Origin of the sequence: Promicromonospora vindobonensis (assembly GCF_042685865.1) — a bacterium.
Classification (GTDB): Bacteria; Actinomycetota; Actinomycetes; order Actinomycetales; family Cellulomonadaceae; genus Promicromonospora; species Promicromonospora vindobonensis.
Genome location: NZ_JBHUOG010000001.1, coordinates 2662414 through 2682543 on the forward strand (window position 1 = coordinate 2662414; position 20130 = coordinate 2682543).

The window sequence follows — 20130 nt, forward strand, 5'->3', positions numbered from 1 at the left end:
CATGACCGGACCGCTGGCCGACGTCGTCGTCGTCGACCTCTCCCGTGCCCTCGCCGGACCGCACGCCACGATGATGCTGGGCGACCTGGGCGCGCGCGTCGTCAAGGTGGAGGTGCCCGACCGGGGCGACGACACCCGGGGCTGGGGCCCGCCGTTCGTCGGGGAGGAGGGCGCGCGCGAGTCGACGTACTTCCTGTCCGCGAACCGGAACAAGGAGTCGATAGCGCTCGACCTCAAGGCCGACGCCGACCGGGCCACCCTCCTGGAGCTCGTCGACCGCGCCGACGTGCTCGTGGAGAACTTCCGGACCGGCGTCCTGGAGCGGCTCGGTCTCGGCGTCGACACGCTGCTCGAGCGCAACCCCCGCCTGATCGTGCTCTCGATCACGGGGTTCGGGCACGACGGCCCCGAGGGCGGCCGCGCCGGGTACGACCAGATCGCCCAGGGCGAGGCCGGCCTGATGTCCCTGACCGGGTCCGGCCCGGACGACCCGCAGCGCGTCGGCGTGCCGATCGGGGACCTGCTCGCGGGGATCTACGGCGCGTACGGCGTGCTCGCGGCGCTGCACGAGCGGCACACCACCGGCGTCGGCCAGGTCGTCCGGACGTCGCTCCTTGCCGCCGTCACCGGCGTGCACGCGTTCCAGGGCACGCGGTGGACCGTCGCGGGGGAGGTGGGGCACGCGCAGGGTAACCACCACCCTTCCATAGCGCCGTACGGCCTGTTCCGCTGCCGTGACGGCGCCGTCCAGATCGCCGTCGGGTCCGAGGTGCTGTGGCAGCGGTTCTGCCGGGCCTTCGGGCTCGACGCCGACGCAGAGGGCATGCGGAGCAACGCCGAGCGGGTGGCCCACCGCGACCAGCTCATCGCGGCGGTCGAGGCGGCCTTCACCGACCTGGATGCGGGCCCGTTGCTGATGCAGCTCGCCGACGCAGGCATACCCGCCGGCCGGGTGCGTACGCTCGACGAGGTGTACGCATGGGAGCAGACGGCGAGCCAAGGCCTGCTCGTGGACGTGCAGCACACCAGCCTCGGCACGGTGACGCTGCCGGGACCGCCGCTGCGGTTCTTCGACCCGTCCGGCGACGAGGTCACCCGGCGGGACCACCAGGCGCCTCCTGTCCTCGACGAGCACGCCGCCCGGATCCGGGCCTGGCTCGACGAGCCGGTGGCGCAGGAGCCGGAGGCGGGCGCATGACCCACCGGTGGTCGGCGCGGGAGCTGCTCGACCTCGTCCTCGACGCGGACAGCTTCGAGTCCTGGGACGAGCCGGTCGACGTCTCCGGGCACCCGGCCGAGTACCGCGCGGTGCTGGCAGCGGCCGCCGAGAAGGCAGGCACCGACGAGTCGGTGCTCACCGGACGCGGCCGCGTCCGCGGGCGCCCCGTCGTGGTCGTCGTCAACGAGTTCAGGTTCCTCGGCGGCTCCATCGGGCGCGCGGCGGCCCAGCGCATCACCGCCGCCGTCCGGCGTGCGACGGCTGAGCGGCTGCCTCTTCTCGCGACGACCGCGTCCGGCGGCACCCGGATGCAGGAGGGCACACCCGCGTTCCTCCGGATGGTCGAGATCTCCCGCGCCGTCATGGACCACCGCTCCGCCGGCCTGCCCTACCTCGTCTACCTGCGGCACCCCACGACCGGGGGCGTGTACGCGTCCTGGGGCTCGCTCGCACACCTCACCGTCGCCGAGCCGGGGGCCCTGATCGGGTTCCTCGGCCCGCGCGTGGTCGAGGCGCTGACCGGCGAGGCGCTGCCGGCCGGCGTGCAGTCGGCCGAGAACCTCGCCGCCAAGGGCGTGCTCGACGGCGTCGTCGCCCCCGAGAACCTGCCCGCACTGGTCGAGCGGGCGCTCGCGGTGCTCGTCGACCCGCCGTCGCCGCCGGCCCTGCCCCGCCGGGGCGGAGAGCCCTCCGGGACGACGTCGGCGTGGGGCTCCGTGCTCCGGACGAGGGCCGCCGACCGGGTAGGGGTGCGTGACCTGCTGCGCTACGGCGCCTCGGGGACCGTGCGGCTGTCCGGCACGGACGAGGGCGAGCGCGACGAGTCGATGCTGGTGGCGCTCACGCGGCTGGACGGCGTGCCGTGCCTCGTCGTCGGCCAGGACCGGACCCGGCAGACCGAGAGCACCCCGATGGGACCAGCCGCGCTGCGCGTGGCGCGACGCGCGATGGGGCTCGCCGAGGAGCTGCGGCTGCCCCTGGTCGCCGTGATCGACACCCCGGGTGCCGAGCTGTCGCAGGACGCCGAGGAGGGCGCGCTCGCCGGCGAGATCGCGCGCTGCATGGCGGCACTGACCCGGCTGACGGTGCCGACCCTGTCGGTCATCCTCGGCCAGGGCTGCGGCGGCGGAGCGCTCGCCCTGCTCCCCGCGCAGGTGGTGATCGCGGCTGAGCACGCATGGCTGTCGCCGCTGCCGCCGGAGGGTGCGAGCGTCATCGTGCACGGCGACACCACGCACGCCGCACAGATGGCGGAGGCGCAGCATGTCCGCGCCGTCGACCTGCTCGCCGAGGGCGCGGTGCAGCGGGTGGTCCCCGAGCACGACGACGACACGGCGCGGGACGTCGCGGTGGCGGTCGCTGCGGAGTGCGCGGCGGTGCTGCGGGATCTGTGAGCGGTGCCGAGCGGTGCCGAGTAGCGGCCAGCGGCGAGCAGCGGCGAGCAGTGGCGAGTGGTGCCGAGTAGCGGCGAGTGGTGCCGAGCGGCGGCGAGCAGCGCTGAGCAGCCGCAGTTGATCAGCGCAGCTCCCGGGTGGCCGCGCCGCCGACTGCAGACCTGGACGCGGACCCGGATACCGACTGCAGACCTGGTTGCTGTTAGAGGCTTGCCAACCGCAACCAAGTCTGCAGTCGTCGGCTGAGCGCGGGCAAAGTCTGCAGTCGGCACTCGTTGACGGAGCGGCCGTCAGGTCGCCCTCGTGATCAGCCTGGTGCTCCTCGTCCGGGTCCACCGCCAAGGGACGCCGCCAACGGCGGACCGACCGGCCGTTCGGCACTTTGCTGGTCTGTTGTGCCGAGGTCGGCAACTTGCTTGAGTCTCGTTGCTGCAGTCGGCACTTGGCATCGAGATCGGTCCAGCGCTGGACCGATCTCGATGCCAAGTGCCGACCTCGGGAACGGGCCTCAGCGAACTGCCGACCTCGCTGCTCAGTGCCGCTGCTTCTCGATGGCCTTGCGGACCTGCTGCGCCAGCGCGAACACGAGCAGCGCGGCGAAGGCGATCGACGCGATCCTCGGCGGCATGACGACCGACAGGCTCGCGCCGCCGAACGAGAAGCCTGAGGCCACCAGGCCGATGATCGCCGCCGTCTTCAGGTGGACCAGGCGGTTGCGGGCATTGACCCACGTGCCCGAGACGGCGGTGGGGATCATCGCGACCAGGGACGTGCCCTTGGCCAGCGCGGGTGCGAAGTCGAACAGGGCGGACAGACCCGGGACGGCGAGCTGGCCGCCCCCGATGCCGAGCAGGCCGGACGCGACCCCCATGACGAGACCCAGCCCGATCATGCCCGCGCCGTCCAGCAGGCTGGGGATGCCCTGGGCGGTGTCGACCGACGGCGGCTCCCCGAAGGCGTCGAGCAGCGAACGCACGATCCCCGCGACGAGCACCCCGACGAACAGCCAGCGCAGCAGGGTCTCGGGAACGCGGGCGAGCAGCCGCGCGCCGACCACCGCACCCACCACGGCGCCGACCACGAGCAGCCCGGCAGCGACCAGGTCGACGGCATCGTGCGTCAGGTACGGGATGGAACCAACGATCGCCGCCGGCAGGATCGCCGCGAGCGAGTAGGCGCTGGCCCGGCGCTGAGTGAGGCCGCCGAGCGAGGTCAGGAGCGGCACCATCACGATGCCGCCGCCGAGGCCGAACAGACCGGAGAACGCCCCGCCGACGATGCCGACGAGGACGGCGCGCGAGGGTGTCAGGGAGGCGTCAGTCTGCTCGGTCACCCCGCGATGATCTCAGGTGCGCGGCGACGGCCCGTGCACAGCTCATCGAGTCGGTGCGGGTGGTGTCGACCTCGAGGTCGTAGGCGACGCCCTGGTGGACGACGTCGGCCTGCTGCGCGGCCATGCCCGCGACGCGGTCGCCCCGCACCGCCTCGCGTTCCCCGGCGACCGCTGCGTCGCAGCGCACGCCGACCCAGAGCGTCGGCACGTCGCCAAGGGCGTCCAGCCAGCGCCGCTGCGAGGCGGCACCCCCGAGAAACACGTCGTCGACCACGAGGTGCGCGCCCGCGCGGGCCATCGCGACCAGCCCGGTGATCCAGGCGTCCTGCACCGCCATGAACTCCTGGCCGACGGCGACCCCGCCGTCGTCCGCGAACCCGATGCCGTCGCCGCCGGCCGTCAGGCGGGCCGGCATCGCGTCGACGAGGGTGTCGATGCTGAGCGAGAGCCAGGCGTCGGGGAGGACGGCCTGGAGGCCTCGTGCGATCGCGGACTTGCCGGAGCTCGAACCGCCGTTGAGAACGATGACCTGGGTGTTCATGCGGCCAACGGTACGAGTGTGGGTGGTGCGCGCTACAGTGGATTCAAGGTTGAGTGGAATAGACTCAACTTTGACCCCGTTTTATCTGGTACACACTTCAGCATCCCTGGGAGGCCTCATGGACACCAAGTTCACGACCATGTCGCAGCAGGCGATCGGCGACGCGATCCAGTCGGCGTCGGCAGCCGGCAACCCGCAGCTCGAGCCGGTCCACCTGCTCGCGTCACTGCTCCAGCAGGAGCGCGGTGTCGCGACCGGGCTGCTCGACGCGGTCGGGGCGAACGCGCAGGCCATCGGCCAGCAGGTGCGCGCGGCCCTGGTCGCGCTGCCCCAGGCCAGCGGGGCGAGCACCGCCCAGCCGAGCGCGAGCCGTGCCATGGCGACGGTCCTGGACCTGGCGTCGAAGGAGGCGCAGGGGCTCGGCGACGAGTACGTCTCCACGGAGCACCTGCTCATCGCCATCGCGGCCGGCCGGTCGTCCGCCGCGCAGACCCTGTCCGACGCAGGGGCCACCGCCGACGCCCTGCGCGCGGCGCTGCCTGCCGTCCGGGGATCCGGCCGGGTCACGAGCCCCAACCCGGAGGGCACGTACAAGGCGCTCGAGCAGTACGGCACGGACCTGACGCAGCGGGCCAGGGACGGCAAGCTGGATCCGGTGATCGGCCGCGACTCCGAGATCCGGCGCGTGATCCAGGTGCTGAGCCGCCGCACCAAGAACAATCCCGTGCTCATCGGGGAGCCGGGGGTCGGCAAGACCGCCGTCGTCGAGGGGCTCGCCCAGCGGGTCGTCGCCGGCGACGTCCCCGAGTCCCTCAAGGGCAAGCGCCTGGTCGCGCTGGACCTGGCCTCGATGGTGGCGGGCGCGAAGTACCGCGGTGAGTTCGAGGAACGTCTCAAGGCGGTCCTCGAGGAGATCACCGCGTCGGACGGCGAGGTGGTCACCTTCATCGACGAGCTGCACACGGTGGTCGGCGCGGGAGCGGGCGGCGAGGGTGCCATGGACGCAGGCAACATGCTCAAGCCCATGCTCGCGCGTGGTGAGCTGCGCATGGTGGGCGCCACCACGCTCGACGAGTACCGCGAGCACATCGAGAAGGACCCCGCTCTGGAGCGCCGGTTCCAGCAGGTCTTCGTGGGCGAGCCGTCGGTCGAGGACACGGTGGCGATCCTGCGCGGGCTCAAGGAGCGCTACGAGGCGCACCACAAGGTGACCATCGCCGACTCGGCGCTCGTCGCCGCCGCCTCGCTCTCCGACCGGTACATCTCCGGGCGGCAGCTCCCCGACAAGGCGATCGACCTGGTCGACGAGGCCGCGTCGCGCCTGCGTATGGAGCTCGACTCCTCCCCGGTGGAGATCGACGAGCTCCAGCGCGCGGTCACGCGGCTGGAGATGGAAGAGGTGGTGCTGTCCGAGTCGGAGGATGCCGCCTCCGCGGAGCGTCTGCAGCGGCTGCGGGCCGACCTCGCGGACCGGCGCGAGGCGCTGGCCGCGCTCACCGCACGCTGGGAGTCCGAGAAGGCCGGGCACAATCGCGTCGGTGACCTGCGCGCACGCCTCGACGGGCTCCGCACCGACGCGGAGCGCAAGCTGCGCGAGGGGGACCTCGAGGGCGCCGCGCGCATCCAGTACGGCGACATCCCGGTGGTCGAGAAGGAGCTCGTGGCCGCGGAGGAGGCGGAGGCCGGCTCGGAGGACGATCTGCAGGGGACCGGCCCTGAGCACGCCGAGCCGCCGATGATCGCCGACAAGGTGGGCGCGGACGAGATCGCCGAGGTGGTGGCCGCGTGGACCGGCATCCCGGCCGGCCGGCTGCTGCAGGGCGAGTCCGAGAAGCTCCTGCACATGGAGGAGGTCCTCGGGGAACGCCTCATCGGGCAGCGGACCGCTGTCGCCGCTGTGTCCGACGCCGTACGCCGTTCGAGGGCAGGCGTCTCGGACCCCGACCGGCCCACCGGCTCGTTCCTGTTCCTCGGCCCCACCGGCGTCGGCAAGACCGAGCTCGCCAAGGCACTGGCGGACTTCCTGTTCGACGACGAGCGCGCCATGGTGCGCATCGACATGTCCGAGTACGGCGAGAAGCATTCGGTCAGCCGGCTCGTCGGTGCACCTCCCGGTTACGTCGGGTACGAGGAGGGCGGCCAGCTCACGGAGGCCGTGCGGCGTCGGCCCTACTCGGTGGTGCTGCTGGACGAGGTGGAGAAGGCACACCCCGAGGTCTTCGACGTCCTGCTCCAGGTGCTCGATGACGGTCGGCTCACCGACGGCCAGGGCCGCACCGTCGACTTCCGCAACACGATCCTGGTCCTGACCTCGAACCTCGGCTCTCAGTTCCTCGTCGAACCGATGCTGTCGGACGAGGAGCGGCGCGAGTCCGTGATGACGGCCGTGCGCGCCTCGTTCAAGCCCGAGTTCCTCAACCGGCTCGACGACGTGGTGGTCTTCGACGCGCTGACGCTGGACGAGCTCGGCAGCATCGTGGAGCTGCAGGTCGGGGCCTTCGCGAAGCGGTTGGAGGACCGTCGCATCACGCTCGACGTCACGGAGGCGGCGCGGGAGTGGCTCGCGCTCGAGGGCTTCGACCCGGCGTACGGCGCCCGTCCGCTGCGTCGTCTGGTGCAGCGGGAGATCGGTGATCGCCTGGCGCGGCTGCTGCTCGCCGGCGAGGTGTCCGACGGAGACACGGTGGTCGTGGACCGCGCGGACGGCGAGGGCCTGACCCTCGACCGCAAGGTCTTGACCGCGTGATCGAACGGTCCCGTGTACGTCGTTCGGCGTACACGGGGTTACGCAGATCGGTCGATGTGAAGGGTGAGCAAGCCTGCGATCCTTGAGTGACGAGGGAACGACCGCGTGATCGGTTCGGGCGATCGGCCGCTGGACGCCGCCGTGTGATGGTGTTGTGAAGGTGGCCGCTCGATCGCCCAGAACCGGAAATCCCGCACGTCCCTCTGTGTGTGCGGGGCGAAACCGTGCGCGGCATGCCGCGCACGGTCCCGAACAGTCAGGGCGCGCGGGGGGCGAGCCGACGGGGGCCACGGGAGAGGCAGACGGTCAGGGAGGGCCTGATGCTGCGGTTCCACTTCACTCCGGATGATCTTGCCCGGGTCCGGATAGCTCCGGGGCCGGACCCCATGTGGGAGGTGCTGCTCAGCGCCCACGTGGTGAACCAGCGTTCGGGCAGCGTGCAGTTCGGGCCCTGGCGGCAGCGAGTGCTGTCCGGCCTGGGGCCCGCTGCCCGGATGCTGTTGCGCCTGACACCTCCGCGCGGGTACTCGCCGGACTTCCTCACGCCGGTGACCGGTACCGACGAATTCGAGTCCGGGCTCGACGCGGTGCTGTCCACCCCACGGGCGCAGCTGGGCAACGACCTCTCGATGCTGGCGCGCGGACACAGGTCGCATGCCTGGATGCGCGACCTCTCCGCCGGTTCCGCCCCGGCGGTGCGTGGGCTCGGCGTCGCGATGCGTTCCTACTACGAGCAGGCGGTGGCCCCGTACTGGAGCGGGATCCGCGCAGCCGTCGACATCGACCGCGCAGCGCGCACCCGGGCCTGGGTGGCGGGCGGCACCGAGCATGCGCTGCGGACCCTGCACCCCTCGGTCCGGTGGCAGCACCCGGTCCTGTCGGTGGCGACCACTGCCGAACGAGACGTGCACCTGGCCGGGCGCGGCCTGCTGATCATCCCGTCGTACTTCTGCGTGCGGGCGCCGATCACGCTGGCCGATTCCGAGCTGCCACCCGTGCTGGTCTATCCGATCGTGCGCGAGTCCACCGGGGCGGACCTGAGCTTCGACACCCGGACCGACGGCGGACGTCAGCTCACCGCCCTCCTCGGCCGCACCCGGGCAGCAGTACTGCGTGTGCTGGGCACCGGGGCCACGACCAGCGAGATCGCACACCGGCTGGCGATCTCCCCCGCGTCGGCGTCGGAGCACGCCACGGTCTTGCGCAACGCCGGCCTCATCACCAGCGGACGCGAGCGCAACACGGTGATCCACGCACTGACCCCGCTGGGCCAGACCCTGCTGGACGGCTGCGGCGGTCAGGCACCGACGATGCTGTCGGTCACTGCAGGAGATCCCGCGTGATCGGCTCGGCGGTGGTCGCGAGGCACAGGCCGACACGATCCCCGTCGTCCCACGACTCCGCGCTGGGTCCCCACACCACATAGCTCACGGACCCGGCGAGTGCGCTCGTGCGCGCGACGGGGCCCAGCTGCTTGGTGCCGCACACCAGGGCCACGCGCTTGTCGATCTCGTCGCGTCCCGGCCAGACGGCGGCGTCGGCAAAATCGGTGCGGCCGACCACCTGGGCGGTGTGCTCGGTGTCGCAGGGCACGGCGAGGACCTGGGAGACCTCCCCGTCCTCGGGGGTCGACTCCAGGCACGACCCGAGGACCAGCTGCAGCGGGTGCACCTCCTGGGGCTCGGCGATCATCGCTTCGATCGGCTCCCACTGCTGCTCGTTCACCACGTTCACGACGATGGCGATGGCGACCACCACGGCGACCACCGCCGCGACGGCGCCGCCGATCATGGTGAACCGGCGACGCTTGGCGGTCGCGTCGGCCTCCGTCGGCGGCTGCCAGCCCGCGTAGGAGGCCTCAGGCGCGTAGCCGTGCACCGCCGGGAACGAGTGCGCAGAACCGTTGCGCGCGGCAGGGAACGGCGACGGCGGCTGCGGCGACCCGGCTGGTGCATGCCCCGGCGCGTCGGGCTGGTACTGCGGCGGTGCGGCGGGCGTCGGGAACGGGCTCGGCGGCGCAGCGGGCGGCGGGCCGTGCCCGGCGGGCGGCGCGAAGAGCTCCGCCGGATCGGCGTGCGCCTCGCCCGCGGGCGTCGGGTCGGCCTCGGCGGGCGCTTGCTGCTCGCCGGGCTCGCCCGTCGGGCCGGCGGCCGGCGCGCCCTCGACAGCGGCCTGGTCCTGGGCTTCCTGGTCGTCGGCCGGCGCCGTCTCGCCGGCGACGGTGCGCGGCCCGATCTCCTTCTTGTGCGCCGCGGTGATCGCGGCGAAGGAGAGCGCCTTGAAGTCGAACGGCTCGTCGAGGACCGGGGCAGTCGCACTGTCCGACGACGTCCGGGAGCTGGGCTCGCCCGCCCCGGCGGAGCTCGTCGTACCAGCCTGGTCGGTGTCGGTGTCGGTGTCGGTGTCGGTGTCGGTGTCGGTGTCGGCCGACGGTGCGGCCGGGGCCGTCGCGCTCTCGGCCGGCGCGGCCGGCTCGGCGGGCGGGGCGGCGGACGTGGCTGCGGGCGTCGGCGTGGGTGCGGGTGCCGCGGGCTGTGGCCGCGCGGCGACCGGCACGATGCTGATCTCCTCCGTGGGTGCCTCTGTGCGCTTCGGGCGGTTCGGAGGTTCAGGGCTGACCGTGCGCCCAGAGGCTTCAGCGGCCTCAGCAGCCTCAGCCGCCTCAGCGGCCTCAGCCGCCTCAGCGGGCTTCGCGTCGGCGTCCGGCCCGGCAGGTCCGTTCTGCACCGATGCGGGTGCGGCAGGCGCCTCCGCAGCGGGCACCGCTGCCTCGGGGGCCTCCGCGTCCTGCGCCTCGGACGCTGCTGTGGGCACCTCGGCGGCAGCCTCGGCGGGCTCCGACCGCGCGATCGCCGGAGCCGATCCGGCGGGCGCGGCCGGCGCCGTAGGCTCGACGGCGTCCGCGTCGGAGGCGGCCTCAGGCGAGGTCTTCGCGGCTGGCGCGGCGTCCGTCGACGGCTCGTCGGCGCCGCCCTCGGCAGCTCCAGCGCCCCCGGCTTCCGCCGCCTCAGCTGTCTCCGCCCCAGCTGTCTCGGCGGTCTCCACCTCGGCCGTCTCCGCCGCCCCGGCCTCAGCCGTCTCTGCCTCGGCCGTCGCCGCCTCAGCAACGTCGGCAGCCGCGCTCGGGGCCTCGCCGTAGGTCGACGCTTCGTCGACCTCTGGCGCGTCGGCATCCTCTGGCGCCGCGTCGTCCACGCCGTCGTTCGTGGCACCGTCGACGGTGTCTGGCGCGGGATCCTGCTCCGCCTCGACCGCGGACGCCGTCTCGACAGGATCCGTGGCAGGGATCTTGGCGACTTCAGTGGCGGCCGGGGACTGGTCGGGCGTCGACGTCATGCAGGTTAACTTACCGACATTCGGCAACGACCTTGGCACGAGGAGGGCACACGCTCCGGGTGCACTCCATTTATGGACAATTTCACCCGCTGATTTCCCCATCGCTGGTGGAACCTCGGAGCGCCCTGCCCCGTACAGGTGACATGTCAGTCGGTCAGGTCGACGATCACGGGGACGTGGTCGGACGCGCCCTTGCCCTTGCGCTCGTCCCGGTCGATCACGGCGGCCGACGCGCGCCCGGCGAGCGCAGGCGACGCCCAGCAGAAGTCGATGCGCAGGCCCTTGTTCCGGGGGAAGGCGAGCTGTTGATAGTCCCAGTAGGTGTAGGTGTGTTCCTCCGGGAGAAACTTCCGCGTCAGCTCCGTGTACCCGGCTTCACCGAACGCATCGAAGGCGGCGCGTTCCGGTAGGGAGACGTGGGTCTTGCCCTCGAACGCCGTGGCGTCGTACACGTCGGTGTCGAGCGGGATCACGTTCCAGTCCCCCATGAGCGCGACGGCGTCACCGGCGTCCGCCCAGCTCTGCGCCGCGGTGCGCAGGGCCTCCAGCCAGGCCAGCTTGTAGGTGTAGTGCGGGTCACCCAGCGCGCGGCCGTGCGGCACGTACAGGCTCCACACGCGGACCCCGCCGCAGGTGGCGCCGATCGCACGGGCCTCGACCGGCGGGACGACGTCGAGCAGCAGGTCCGGGCCGTCCTCGATGATCGTCTTCGCGAATCCCGGCTGCTCCGGGAAGTGGGTGGCGACGTCATGGAGGCCTACGCGCGACGCGATCGCGACACCGTTCCACTGCGACAGCCCGAAATGGGCCACCTGGTACCCGGCAGCCTCGAACGCCGCCGTGGGGAACTGGTCGTCCCGGCACTTGGTCTCCTGGATCGCCAGGACGTCGGTCTCCGACCGGTCGAGAAAGGCCAGCACGCGGTCGACACGCGAGCGGATCGAGTTGACGTTCCAGGTGACGAGGCGCACCCGGACAGCGTACGTGCGGTCCTCGGACGGCGGGCAAGCCGGCGGACCGCGCCGCCTACCGTCGGCAGGCCGGCGTCGCTGTGATCCCCGCCGCACTTCTCGGGCCCTGACCAGCGAGAGGTTCACCCCGACTACGCTGGCTTCGTGCAGATCCTCACCGGGCGCCGTGCCGTCGGCACCGTCGCCGTCCTCACCTCCGTGGCACTGGCTGGGTGCTCCGCCGGGAGCTCGACCGGCGCAGGCGAGGGCGAGGCACGCACCGACGTCGTCGTCGGCCTGACCGGGGAGCCGACCAACCTCGACTTCACGACCACGTCGGGGTCGGCCATCCCGCAGCTGCTGATGAACAACGTGTACGAGGGCCTGGTGACGATCGACCAGGAAGGGGCGGTCCAGCCGCAGCTCGCCGAGTCGTGGGAGGTCAACGGGGACCGCACCGTCTACACGTTCACGCTGCACGACGGCGTGACGTTCTCCGACGGTTCGCGGTTCACCGCTGACGACGTCGTCGCCTCCATCGACCGCGTCAAGGAGGACTGGACGCTGAGCCTGAAGTCCAAGATGGACGTGGTGGCGAAGGCCGAGGCGACGAGCGACACCGAGGTCGCGGTCACGCTGAAGCGCCCGAGCAACGCGTGGCTGTTCGACATGGGCACGTCCGTCGGGGCCATGTTCCCGGACGACCTGTCCGCCGACCTGGCGACCGAGGCCGTCGGCACCGGCCCCTACACGATCGAGGAGGTCGCGACCGGCGAGCACATCACCCTCGCGGCCCGTGACGACTACTGGGGTGAGACGTCCGCGATCGAGGACATCACCGTGCGCTACTTCGCGGACGCCAACGCCCAGGCGAACGCGGTCCGCGCCGGAGACATCGACATGGCGTACAATCTGCAGACCCCCGACCTGCTGGCCGGCCTCGAGCAGAACGAGGAGCTGCAGGTCATCGACGGCACGTCGACGGGCGAGGTGCTGCTCGCGCTGAACAACACCGAGCCGCCCTTCGACGACCTCAGGGTGCGCCGCGCCGTCATGTACGCGATCGACCGGCAGGCGGTCCTCGATACGGCGTGGGCCGGGCACGGAGAGCTCATCGGCTCGATGGTGCCGCCGACCGACCCGTACCACCAGGACCTGACCGGCGCCTACCCGTACGACCCGGACCAGGCCAGGGAGCTGCTGGAGGAAGCCGGCGCCGAGGACCTGAGCATCACGTTCGACGTCCCGACCCGTCCCTACGCCGAGGCAGTCGCCCAGGTGGTCGTGTCACAGCTCCAGGACGTCGGTATCGACGCGACGATCGTGCCGGCCGAGTTTCCCGCCGTCTGGCTGGACAAGGTCTTCACCAAGCACGACTACCAGATGTCGGTGATCCTCCACACCGAGGCCCGGGACCTGCTGACGATCTTCGGTGACCCCGACTACTACATCGGCTACGACAACCCGCAGCTCGCCGAGGTCGCCCAGGAGGCCGACCGGGGCAGCCCGGACGAGTACGTCGCAGGCATGCAGCAGGTCGCCCGGATGATCGTCGACGACGCGGCGAGCAACCCGCTGTTCCTCTTCCCCAACACGGTGGTGGCGGACGCCCGTCTGACGGGCATCGCAGCGAACGCGACCACGGAGTCGATGGACCTGACCGGCCTGCGCTGGTCCGACGGCTGACGCGGCCGACGCGCCGGACACCACCCGTGGCCAGACACCTCGCCTCGCACCTCGCCCAGCTCGTCGCCACGCTCCTCGTGGCGACGGCGGCGATCTTCGTGCTGCTACGGGTGCTGCCCGGTGACCCGGCGGTCGTCGCGCTCGGGATCGAGGCGTCCCCCGAGGCGCTCGCCGCCTGGCGCGCCGAGCACGGCACGGACGGGCCGGTGCTCAGCCAGTACCTGGAGTGGGTCGGTGGCCTGCTCACCGGGGACCTCGGCACCAGCTACGTGACGGCACAGGACCTGACGCCGCTGGTCGCGGACCGGGTCCAGGTGACGGGCATCCTCGTGCTGCTCGGCATGCTGATCGCCCTGGTGGTGGCGGTGCCGGTGGGTACGCTCGCCGCCGTCTGGCACCGGAACGCCGGTGGCGTGACGCTCTCCGCGGTGAGCCAGGTGGGCGTTGCCGTGCCGAACTTCCTGGTGGGGGTGCTCCTCGTGGCGCTGTTCGCGGTGCGGCTGGGCTGGCTGCCCTCAGGAGGCTGGACGGCGCCCGCCGACGGTCTCGGGGAGTTCTGGCGGCACGTCCTGCTGCCGGCGGTCGCGCTGGGGTCGGTGCAGGCCGCGATCATCACCCGGTACGTGCGCAGCGCCGTGCTGGAGATCATGCGGGAGGACTTTCTCCGCACCGCCCGCGCCAAGGGGCTCACGTTCACCGGCGCGCTCGTACGACACGGGCTGCGGAACGCCGGAGTGCCGATCGTGACCGTCGTGGGCGTGCAGATCGCGTCGATGCTGATCGGCGCCGTCGTGATCGAGCGGGTGTTCGCGGTACCCGGCCTCGGCAGCCTGCTGCTGGACTCGGTGGGCAACCGCGACCTGCTCGCCGTGCAGTCGATAGTGGCGGTGCTCGTGCTGCTGGTGGTGCTGCTGAACTTCCTGGTCGACCTGGCCTACACCCTGCTGGACCCGCGGCTCAGGAGGACGTCATGAGCGATCCGGCCACGACCGCCGTCGGCCCGCCGCTGCCGAACCTCGGACCTGCCACGGAGCCCCGGCGCCCCGGCAGGCACCCCCAGCTCGTGATCGGCACGGTGCTCGTCGGGTTGGTCGTCGCCACGGCCCTGGTGTCGCTGGTCTGGACGCCGTACGACCCGGAGCATGCGGGCGCCGAGCGGCTCCTGCCGCCGGGGGCCGAGCACTGGTTCGGCACCGACCGGTTCGGCCGCGACGTATTTTCACAGGTCATGGCCGGTGCGCAGGTCACATTGCTGGTGGGCGTCGTCGCGGTGGGGATCGCCGCGGTGGTCGGCGTACCGCTCGGCGTGCTCGCGGGGATGCGCGGCGGGCGCCTCGGCGCGCTCCTGATGCGGGGCAGCGACATCCTCCTCGCGTTTCCCGGCCTCCTGCTCGCGATCGTGCTGGGTGCCGTCTACGGCGCGGGCACGGTGACGGCGATGGTCGCGCTCGGCATCGGCTCGATCCCGGCCTTCGCCCGCGTCGCCCGCAGCGGGACCCTCCAGGTCATGCGGTCCGACTACGTGCTCGCCGCCCGGGCGGCGAACCGTGGGGAGGCGGCGATCGCGGCGCGGCACGTGCTGCCCAACATCGCGGGCACCGTGCTGGTGCAGTGCTCGGTGAACTTCGCGATAGCAGTGCTCGCGGAGGCCGGCCTGTCCTTCCTCGGCCTCGGCACGCCCCCGCCGACCCCGTCGTGGGGCCGCATGCTGCAGGAGTCGCAGCAGTTCCTCGGCGTCGCGGACCATCTCGCGATCGTGCCAGGCGTCGCCGTCGCGGTCGCGGTGCTCGGGTTCAACCTGCTGGGCGACGGGCTGCGCGACGTGCTCGACCCGAGGCTCTCCGCGACCTCGCCCGCGCCGGAGCCTTCCTCTGTGGTCGCCCGGCAGGCCACGGAACCGCCGGCCGAGGCCGCGTCTGCGCCCCAGGCCGAGCCTGTCGGGAGCCCCGCCCTCGACCTCCGCGACCTCACCGTCCGCACGGACGCCGGCCGCCGGCTCCTCTCCGACGTCTCCCTGCGCGTCGGCCCGGGCGAGCGCGTCGGCCTGATCGGCGAGTCGGGTTCCGGCAAGACCCTGACGGCCCTCGCCGCGCTCGGCCTGCTGCCCGACGGCGTGGCGGCGACCGGGCACGTCGCCCTCCACGGGGTGCCGGGAAACCTCCTGGACCGGGGCGAGAGCGCTCTGGCGCGGCTGCGCGGCCAGGCGATCTCGATGGTGTTCCAGGAACCGATGACTGCCCTCAACCCGCTGATGCGGGTGGGCAGGCAGGTCGCCGAGACGATGACCGTGCACGGCACCGCGCACCCTGCCGCGGCGGCGCGCACCGCGGAGCTGCTGGCCGAGGTGGGTCTGCCCGACGGCGCCGCCCGGCGCTACCCGCACGAGCTGTCGGGCGGGCAGCGGCAGCGGGTGGTGCTGGCGATGGCCCTGGCCAACGACCCAGCGGTGCTCGTGGCGGACGAGCCGACGACGGCCCTCGACGTCACGGTGCAGCGCCAGGTGCTGGACCTCATGGTGCGACTCGTCGAGGACCGGGGTGCGGGCCTCCTGTTCATCACGCACGACCTCGCGGTGGTGTCCCAGGTCTGCGAGCGGGTGGTGGTGCTGCTCGACGGGGCGGTGGTCGAGGAGGGTCCGGTCGCCCAGGTCTTCGCCGACCCGCGGCACGCGTACACGAGGCGGCTGCTGGCGGCGTCGACGCTCGAGCCGAGGACGGCAGGGGCCGTGAGCGGGACGGCGGAGCCGGCGTCGGCGCGGGTGGACGAGCCAGGGTCGGCGGAGGGGACCGTGAGCGGGCCGGCCGCCGTCGGGCAGGAGCCGCTCATCCGCGTGGAGGACGTGACCCGGACCTACTCACGGCGCGGCCAGACGGTGAACGCGCTGCAGGGGGTCTCCCTGGAGGTCCTGGAGGGACAGCGGTTCGGCATCGTAGGGGAGTCCGGGTCGGGCAAGTCGACGCTGCTGCGGATCGTGGCAGGGCTGGACCGGGCGACGTCGGGCAGGGTGAGCAGTGCGGGTGTGGACCTGAGCCCGCGCGCCGGGCTCCGGCGCGACGCCCGGCCGACGGCGTCGGGCGAGCTGGGCGACCTGCGTGCCGCTCTCCAGCTCGTCTTCCAGGACCCGTACGGCTCGCTCGACCCGCGCATGACCGTCGGCGACATCGTGGCCGAGCCGCTCCTGAACCCGGCGAACGTGCGCGAGGGTGGCCCGCGGACGGCGTCCGCCCGGCGCTCCGCCGTGCGCGAGATGCTGGACGCCGTGGGCCTGCCGCTCGATGCCACGGAGCGGTACCCGCACCAGTTCTCGGGCGGGCAGCGGCAGCGGATAGCCATCGCGCGAGCCCTGGTGTGCCGGCCACGCATCCTCGTGGCGGACGAGCCGGTCAGCGCGCTCGACGTCTCCGTCCGGCAGCAGGTGCTGGACCTGCTCGCGCGCCTGGCGGACGAGCACTCCCTGACCCTGCTGCTCGTGTCGCACGACCTGGGTGTGGTCCGGCACGTCTGCGACCACGTCGCGGTGATGCGCGACGGCCGGATCGTGGAGCAGGGGCTCACCGCCCAGGTCTACGACGACCCGCAGCACGAGTACACCCGCCGCCTTCGCGAGGCGACCCCCGTGCTGACCCGCTGACCTGCCGGGCCGGGGACGCGTGCGAATCGCGAAGTCGGGAATCGTCGAGGTCTGTTACCCCGGCGCCCGAGCGGACATTGCAGAGACGTGACGACCCTACGAGGCCTGTCCGACGGCGATCCCCCGTCGGACGAGGACCGGATCAGCGAGCTCTGGCGCTCCTACGCCTGGCGAGTTCAGGCGTACGCGTTGCGCCACGTGGACCCGCACGACGCACAGGAGGTGGTGTCCGAGACCTTTCTGGTTGCCTGGCGCCGCCTGACAAACCTTCCCGGTGACCCGCTGCCCTGGCTCCTGGTGGTGGCGCGCAACGTGGTGCGCAACCAGCGCCGCGCTGCCCGACGGCGGAGCGCGGCCGAGGAGCAGCTCGTCCGGCTGGAGCGCGTCGCCCGGGTGACCGAGGACCCCGTGCGCACGGTGAGTCGGCGGGACGCGATCGCCGCACTGCTCCGTCTCGCGCCGAAGGACCGCGAAGCGCTCCTGCTGACCGGGTGGGACGGACTCACGCCGGCGGACGCGGCGCAGGTGGCCGGTTGCTCGGTCCCCGCGTTCAAGATGCGGCTGTCCAGGGCGCGCCGCCGGCTCGAGTCCGCGGGCGCGCTCCTTGATCCGACCTCGTCGGTCGAGGGCGTCAAGGGCGTCCAGGGCGTCGTGCCCCCACCGGGCCGGGCCGTCGACGCGCCCGCAGTCACCGACCGAGCCGTGAGGAGAGCCCGATGAACCGCACGTCGTACGACACCCTGCGCGACCTGGCCCCGACCGAACCGGTGGATGCCGAAGGACTCGAGGTCGCCCGCGCGGCCTTCGACCGAGGCCTGCGCACCGAGACCGTCGGAGCCGCGTTCCCCGTCGTCGGCCGGGGGGACCGCATGAGCCGGCGTGCCGGACGCCCTGGCCGCGTCCTCGTCGCGGTGACGGCGAGCGTGCTGCTGATCGGTGCAGGGGTGGCCGGAGCGGTCCTGATCAGGGACATCGCGCAGCCCGCGGAGTCCGGTCCACCGGTCGGCGGTCCAGACCCCCTGACGGGTTCGACCGTGCCGCCGCCGTCGGCATCGCCAGAGGACGGGCCGGCCGTGCAGTGTGACGACCTCAGCATGAGCACCGACATGACTCCGGAGATCCCCTCGTCGGAGTGGCCGGACCTGATGGAGCACGGCTGGACGCTGCCGGACGTCCCGGTGACGGCGCCGCCGACCCTGCAGGGAGCGCCGGCAGAGTGCGCTGGTGCGACCGCAGCCGTCGTCTTCGCCGACCCGGCGGACGACCGGGCCGTCGTCGTCTACGAACGGCTCCCGGGTCTCCCGCCGGCCCCCGACCGGCCCTTGGCCGAGGCGGAGGTGGGGACGGTCGGCTCGGGGGATCACCATGTGGCCTGGACGGACGAGGCCGGTCACCAGTGGTACGCCGACGCCGGCGGAGTCTCGGTCGAGGAGTTCCGCGCCATCCTGGGCAGCCTGGACTACGGCGCGGACGCTTCGGTGACGGGGCCGGTGCCCGACGGGTTCGAACGGGTCGAGACACCGGAGATCGCACCCGGCACGACGCTCCACCTCTGGCGGATGTGGCACAACGAGAGCCTGCCGTACCTGTGGGCGTCGTGGCCCGCCACCATGCCGATCGAGGCGGCGCTCGCGGACGGGCGCGACTACACCGCCGTGGAGTTCGACGGCGGGATCGCCCTCTACAGCGAAGGCATACCGGGTCTGTCGGCCAACCCCCCGAGCCTGCGGTGGGAGAAGGACGGCGTCCGCTTCTGGCTCTCGGACGCCGGAGCGGACCTGGAGACGCTGAAGGCGCGCGCCCGGTCGGTCCGGCCCCTCGATCTAGACGACCCGGAGCTCGCGCCGTACCTGAATCGCTGACCACCACCGAACCGCCTACCGCGACGAGAACGGGGTTGTGTCCCATCCGGGTCCGGCAGCGAACACAACCCCGTTCTCGTCGCGATTGCGAACCTCCCCGGTCCGGTAGCCTCCAGTTCGACATGAGCGAGCAGATGCGTGACACCGATCGGGCAGACGATGGGTCAGCGCACGTTGGCAAGGCCCCGATCCGCGTGATCTTCGTGCCAGGGCTGGGCGACCGGCTGCCGCCCCTCGTGCACCTCCAGCGCGAAGCGCTGCGCACGTGGCGCGCCCTGGGCGTTCGCACCACGATGTTCCGCGTCCGCTGGTCCTCCGACGCGTCGTTCCAGGACCGCCTGGACCGGCTAGACGAGATGGTCGAGCGCTACGAGCAGCGCGGAGAGCGGGTGGCGCTCATGGGCGCGTCCGCGGGGGCCGGCGCCGTCCTGGCCGCCTACGCCCGACGCCGCTCGATCGTCGCCGTCGTGATCATCGCAGGGAAGTTCCTCGAGCCGGAGGACATCATCAGGCCCGTGCTCGAACGCAACGCGCCGTTCGCGCAGTCCCTGTCGGCAGTGCCGAAGCTGCTGGAGGAGCTGGGCCCGGACGACCGCGCACGGATCCTCAGCCTGCGCTCCGCGAGGGACGGCGTGGTCGACGACGAGGACACGCTGCTCGAGGGCGCCGTGAACGAGACGATGCGCGTGGTGGGTCACGTCATCGCCATCGGGTACGCGCTGATGTTCCGGGCCCGGCGGGTGGTGCGCTTCCTGCGCGAGGTCGTGACGGACTGACCGCAAGATCGGTACGGCCCGCGCGGTGAAGGTCTCGTGGCACAAGATCGGCAGGGTACTGGGCACGACGGGTGAGGCCGCGCGGCAGCGCTGCACCAAGCACAACAGCGCGGCTTACCCACACTTCAGCAACCGTGCGCGCCGGGCCCTTGCCGCCGCAGCCAAGGCCTCCGCACACTCTGGCTATGACGACCTCCCAGGACACCTCCGCCGCCGTCGCGCACTTCACCGAGCGGCTCACCTTCGAGACCGACGTCGCCGACGTCCACGCCGACCTGGCCGCCGGCGTCCAGTTCACCCTCGTCGATGCCCGCTCCCAGGAGTCGTGGGACCAGGGCCACGTCCCCGGCGCGGTGCACCTGCCCGGCGGCAAGGTCAGGCTGCGTGCCGAGCAGACCATCGACCGGGACCTGCCGGTCGTCACCTACTGCTGGGGTCCCGGCTGCAACGCCGCGACCAAGGCAGCGCTCGAGTTCGCGAAGCTCGGCTACCAGGTCAAGGAGATGCTCGGCGGGTTCGAGTACTGGGTGCGCGAGGGCTTCGCCTACGAGACGGCGACGGGCCGGGTCCAGCCGGACCCGGACCCGCTGAGCTCCCCGGTCTGACGGACGCAACGCGGAAGGTCCGCTTCCAGAATGCGATCTGGCATGGTTCGT

The 20130-nt window shown here is 72.4% G+C and carries 15 protein-coding genes; 11 read left to right on the forward strand and 4 right to left on the reverse strand.

Features of this window, described 5'->3' with window-relative positions:
* Position 1: 1 nt before the first annotated feature.
* Together ACFS27_RS11985 and ACFS27_RS11990 are read left to right on the forward strand one after the other, a co-directional pair.
* Complete coding sequence (locus ACFS27_RS11985) at positions 2 to 1198, forward strand: CaiB/BaiF CoA transferase family protein (RefSeq protein ID WP_377183192.1); 1197 nt, start codon at positions 2 to 4, stop codon at positions 1196 to 1198.
* On the forward strand, positions 1195 to 2613 hold the full coding sequence (locus ACFS27_RS11990; RefSeq protein WP_377183194.1) for a carboxyl transferase domain-containing protein: 1419 nt from the start codon (positions 1195 to 1197) through the stop codon (positions 2611 to 2613). Before ACFS27_RS11985 ends, ACFS27_RS11990 begins: the two co-directional genes overlap by 4 nt.
* Positions 2614 to 3145: 532 nt before the next feature.
* Here the strand turns inward: ACFS27_RS11990 and ACFS27_RS11995 are convergent.
* Positions 3146 to 3946 (reverse strand): sulfite exporter TauE/SafE family protein, encoded by an 801-nt coding sequence (locus ACFS27_RS11995; RefSeq protein WP_377183196.1) that lies wholly within the window; start codon positions 3944 to 3946, stop codon positions 3146 to 3148.
* Positions 3930 to 4487 (reverse strand): chloramphenicol phosphotransferase CPT, encoded by a 558-nt coding sequence (gene cpt, locus ACFS27_RS12000; protein ID WP_377183198.1) that lies wholly within the window; start codon positions 4485 to 4487, stop codon positions 3930 to 3932. Before cpt ends, ACFS27_RS11995 begins: the two co-directional genes overlap by 17 nt.
* A gap of 118 nt (positions 4488 to 4605) precedes the next feature.
* Here cpt and clpB point away from each other — a divergent pair, with 118 nt between their 5' ends.
* Together clpB and ACFS27_RS12010 are read left to right on the forward strand one after the other, a co-directional pair.
* A complete protein-coding gene (gene clpB / locus ACFS27_RS12005) occupies positions 4606 to 7233 on the forward strand; it encodes an ATP-dependent chaperone ClpB (protein WP_377183200.1) in 2628 nt (875 codons plus the stop codon).
* Positions 7234 to 7553: 320 nt separating this feature from the next.
* Positions 7554 to 8576: an ArsR/SmtB family transcription factor gene (locus ACFS27_RS12010; RefSeq protein WP_377183202.1), complete on the forward strand. Its 1023-nt coding sequence runs from the start codon at positions 7554 to 7556 to the stop codon at positions 8574 to 8576.
* On the opposite strand, the gene ACFS27_RS12015 is transcribed toward ACFS27_RS12010, so the two are convergent.
* Both ACFS27_RS12015 and ACFS27_RS12020 read right to left on the reverse strand, forming a co-directional pair.
* Positions 8554 to 10569 carry a septum formation family protein gene (locus ACFS27_RS12015; RefSeq protein ID WP_377183204.1) on the reverse strand — a complete coding sequence of 672 codons (2016 nt, stop codon included), beginning with the start codon at positions 10567 to 10569 and terminating at the stop codon, positions 8554 to 8556. The two genes, ACFS27_RS12010 and ACFS27_RS12015, sit on opposite strands and share 23 nt — an antisense overlap.
* 146 nt (positions 10570 to 10715) lie before the next feature.
* Complete coding sequence (locus ACFS27_RS12020) at positions 10716 to 11540, reverse strand: exodeoxyribonuclease III (RefSeq protein ID WP_377183206.1); 825 nt, start codon at positions 11538 to 11540, stop codon at positions 10716 to 10718.
* Positions 11541 to 11684: 144 nt separating this feature from the next.
* Between ACFS27_RS12020 and ACFS27_RS12025 the strand changes: the two genes are divergently transcribed.
* From ACFS27_RS12025 to ACFS27_RS12055, 7 genes are all read left to right on the forward strand, one after another.
* A complete protein-coding gene (locus ACFS27_RS12025; RefSeq protein ID WP_377183208.1) occupies positions 11685 to 13205 on the forward strand; it encodes an ABC transporter substrate-binding protein in 1521 nt (506 codons plus the stop codon).
* A 26-nt stretch (positions 13206 to 13231) separates the two neighbouring features.
* Complete coding sequence (locus tag ACFS27_RS12030; protein WP_377183210.1) at positions 13232 to 14179, forward strand: ABC transporter permease; 948 nt, start codon at positions 13232 to 13234, stop codon at positions 14177 to 14179.
* Positions 14176 to 16836: a dipeptide ABC transporter ATP-binding protein gene (locus ACFS27_RS12035; RefSeq protein WP_377183212.1), complete on the forward strand. Its 2661-nt coding sequence runs from the start codon at positions 14176 to 14178 to the stop codon at positions 16834 to 16836. The genes ACFS27_RS12030 and ACFS27_RS12035 overlap by 4 nt, the downstream gene beginning before the upstream one ends.
* 87 nt (positions 16837 to 16923) lie before the next feature.
* Positions 16924 to 17556, forward strand: a complete 633-nt coding sequence (locus ACFS27_RS12040) for an RNA polymerase sigma factor (RefSeq protein ID WP_377183214.1) — start codon at positions 16924 to 16926, stop codon at positions 17554 to 17556.
* A complete protein-coding gene (locus tag ACFS27_RS12045; RefSeq protein WP_377183216.1) occupies positions 17553 to 18698 on the forward strand; it encodes a hypothetical protein in 1146 nt (381 codons plus the stop codon). The genes ACFS27_RS12040 and ACFS27_RS12045 overlap by 4 nt, the downstream gene beginning before the upstream one ends.
* A 122-nt stretch (positions 18699 to 18820) precedes the next feature.
* Positions 18821 to 19474 carry a hypothetical protein gene (locus ACFS27_RS12050; RefSeq protein WP_377183218.1) on the forward strand — a complete coding sequence of 218 codons (654 nt, stop codon included), beginning with the start codon at positions 18821 to 18823 and terminating at the stop codon, positions 19472 to 19474.
* 185 nt (positions 19475 to 19659) lie between these two features.
* Positions 19660 to 20079, forward strand: coding sequence for a rhodanese-like domain-containing protein (locus ACFS27_RS12055; RefSeq protein ID WP_377183220.1), 420 nt, complete (start codon positions 19660 to 19662; stop codon positions 20077 to 20079).
* Positions 20080 to 20130 lie beyond the last annotated feature (51 nt).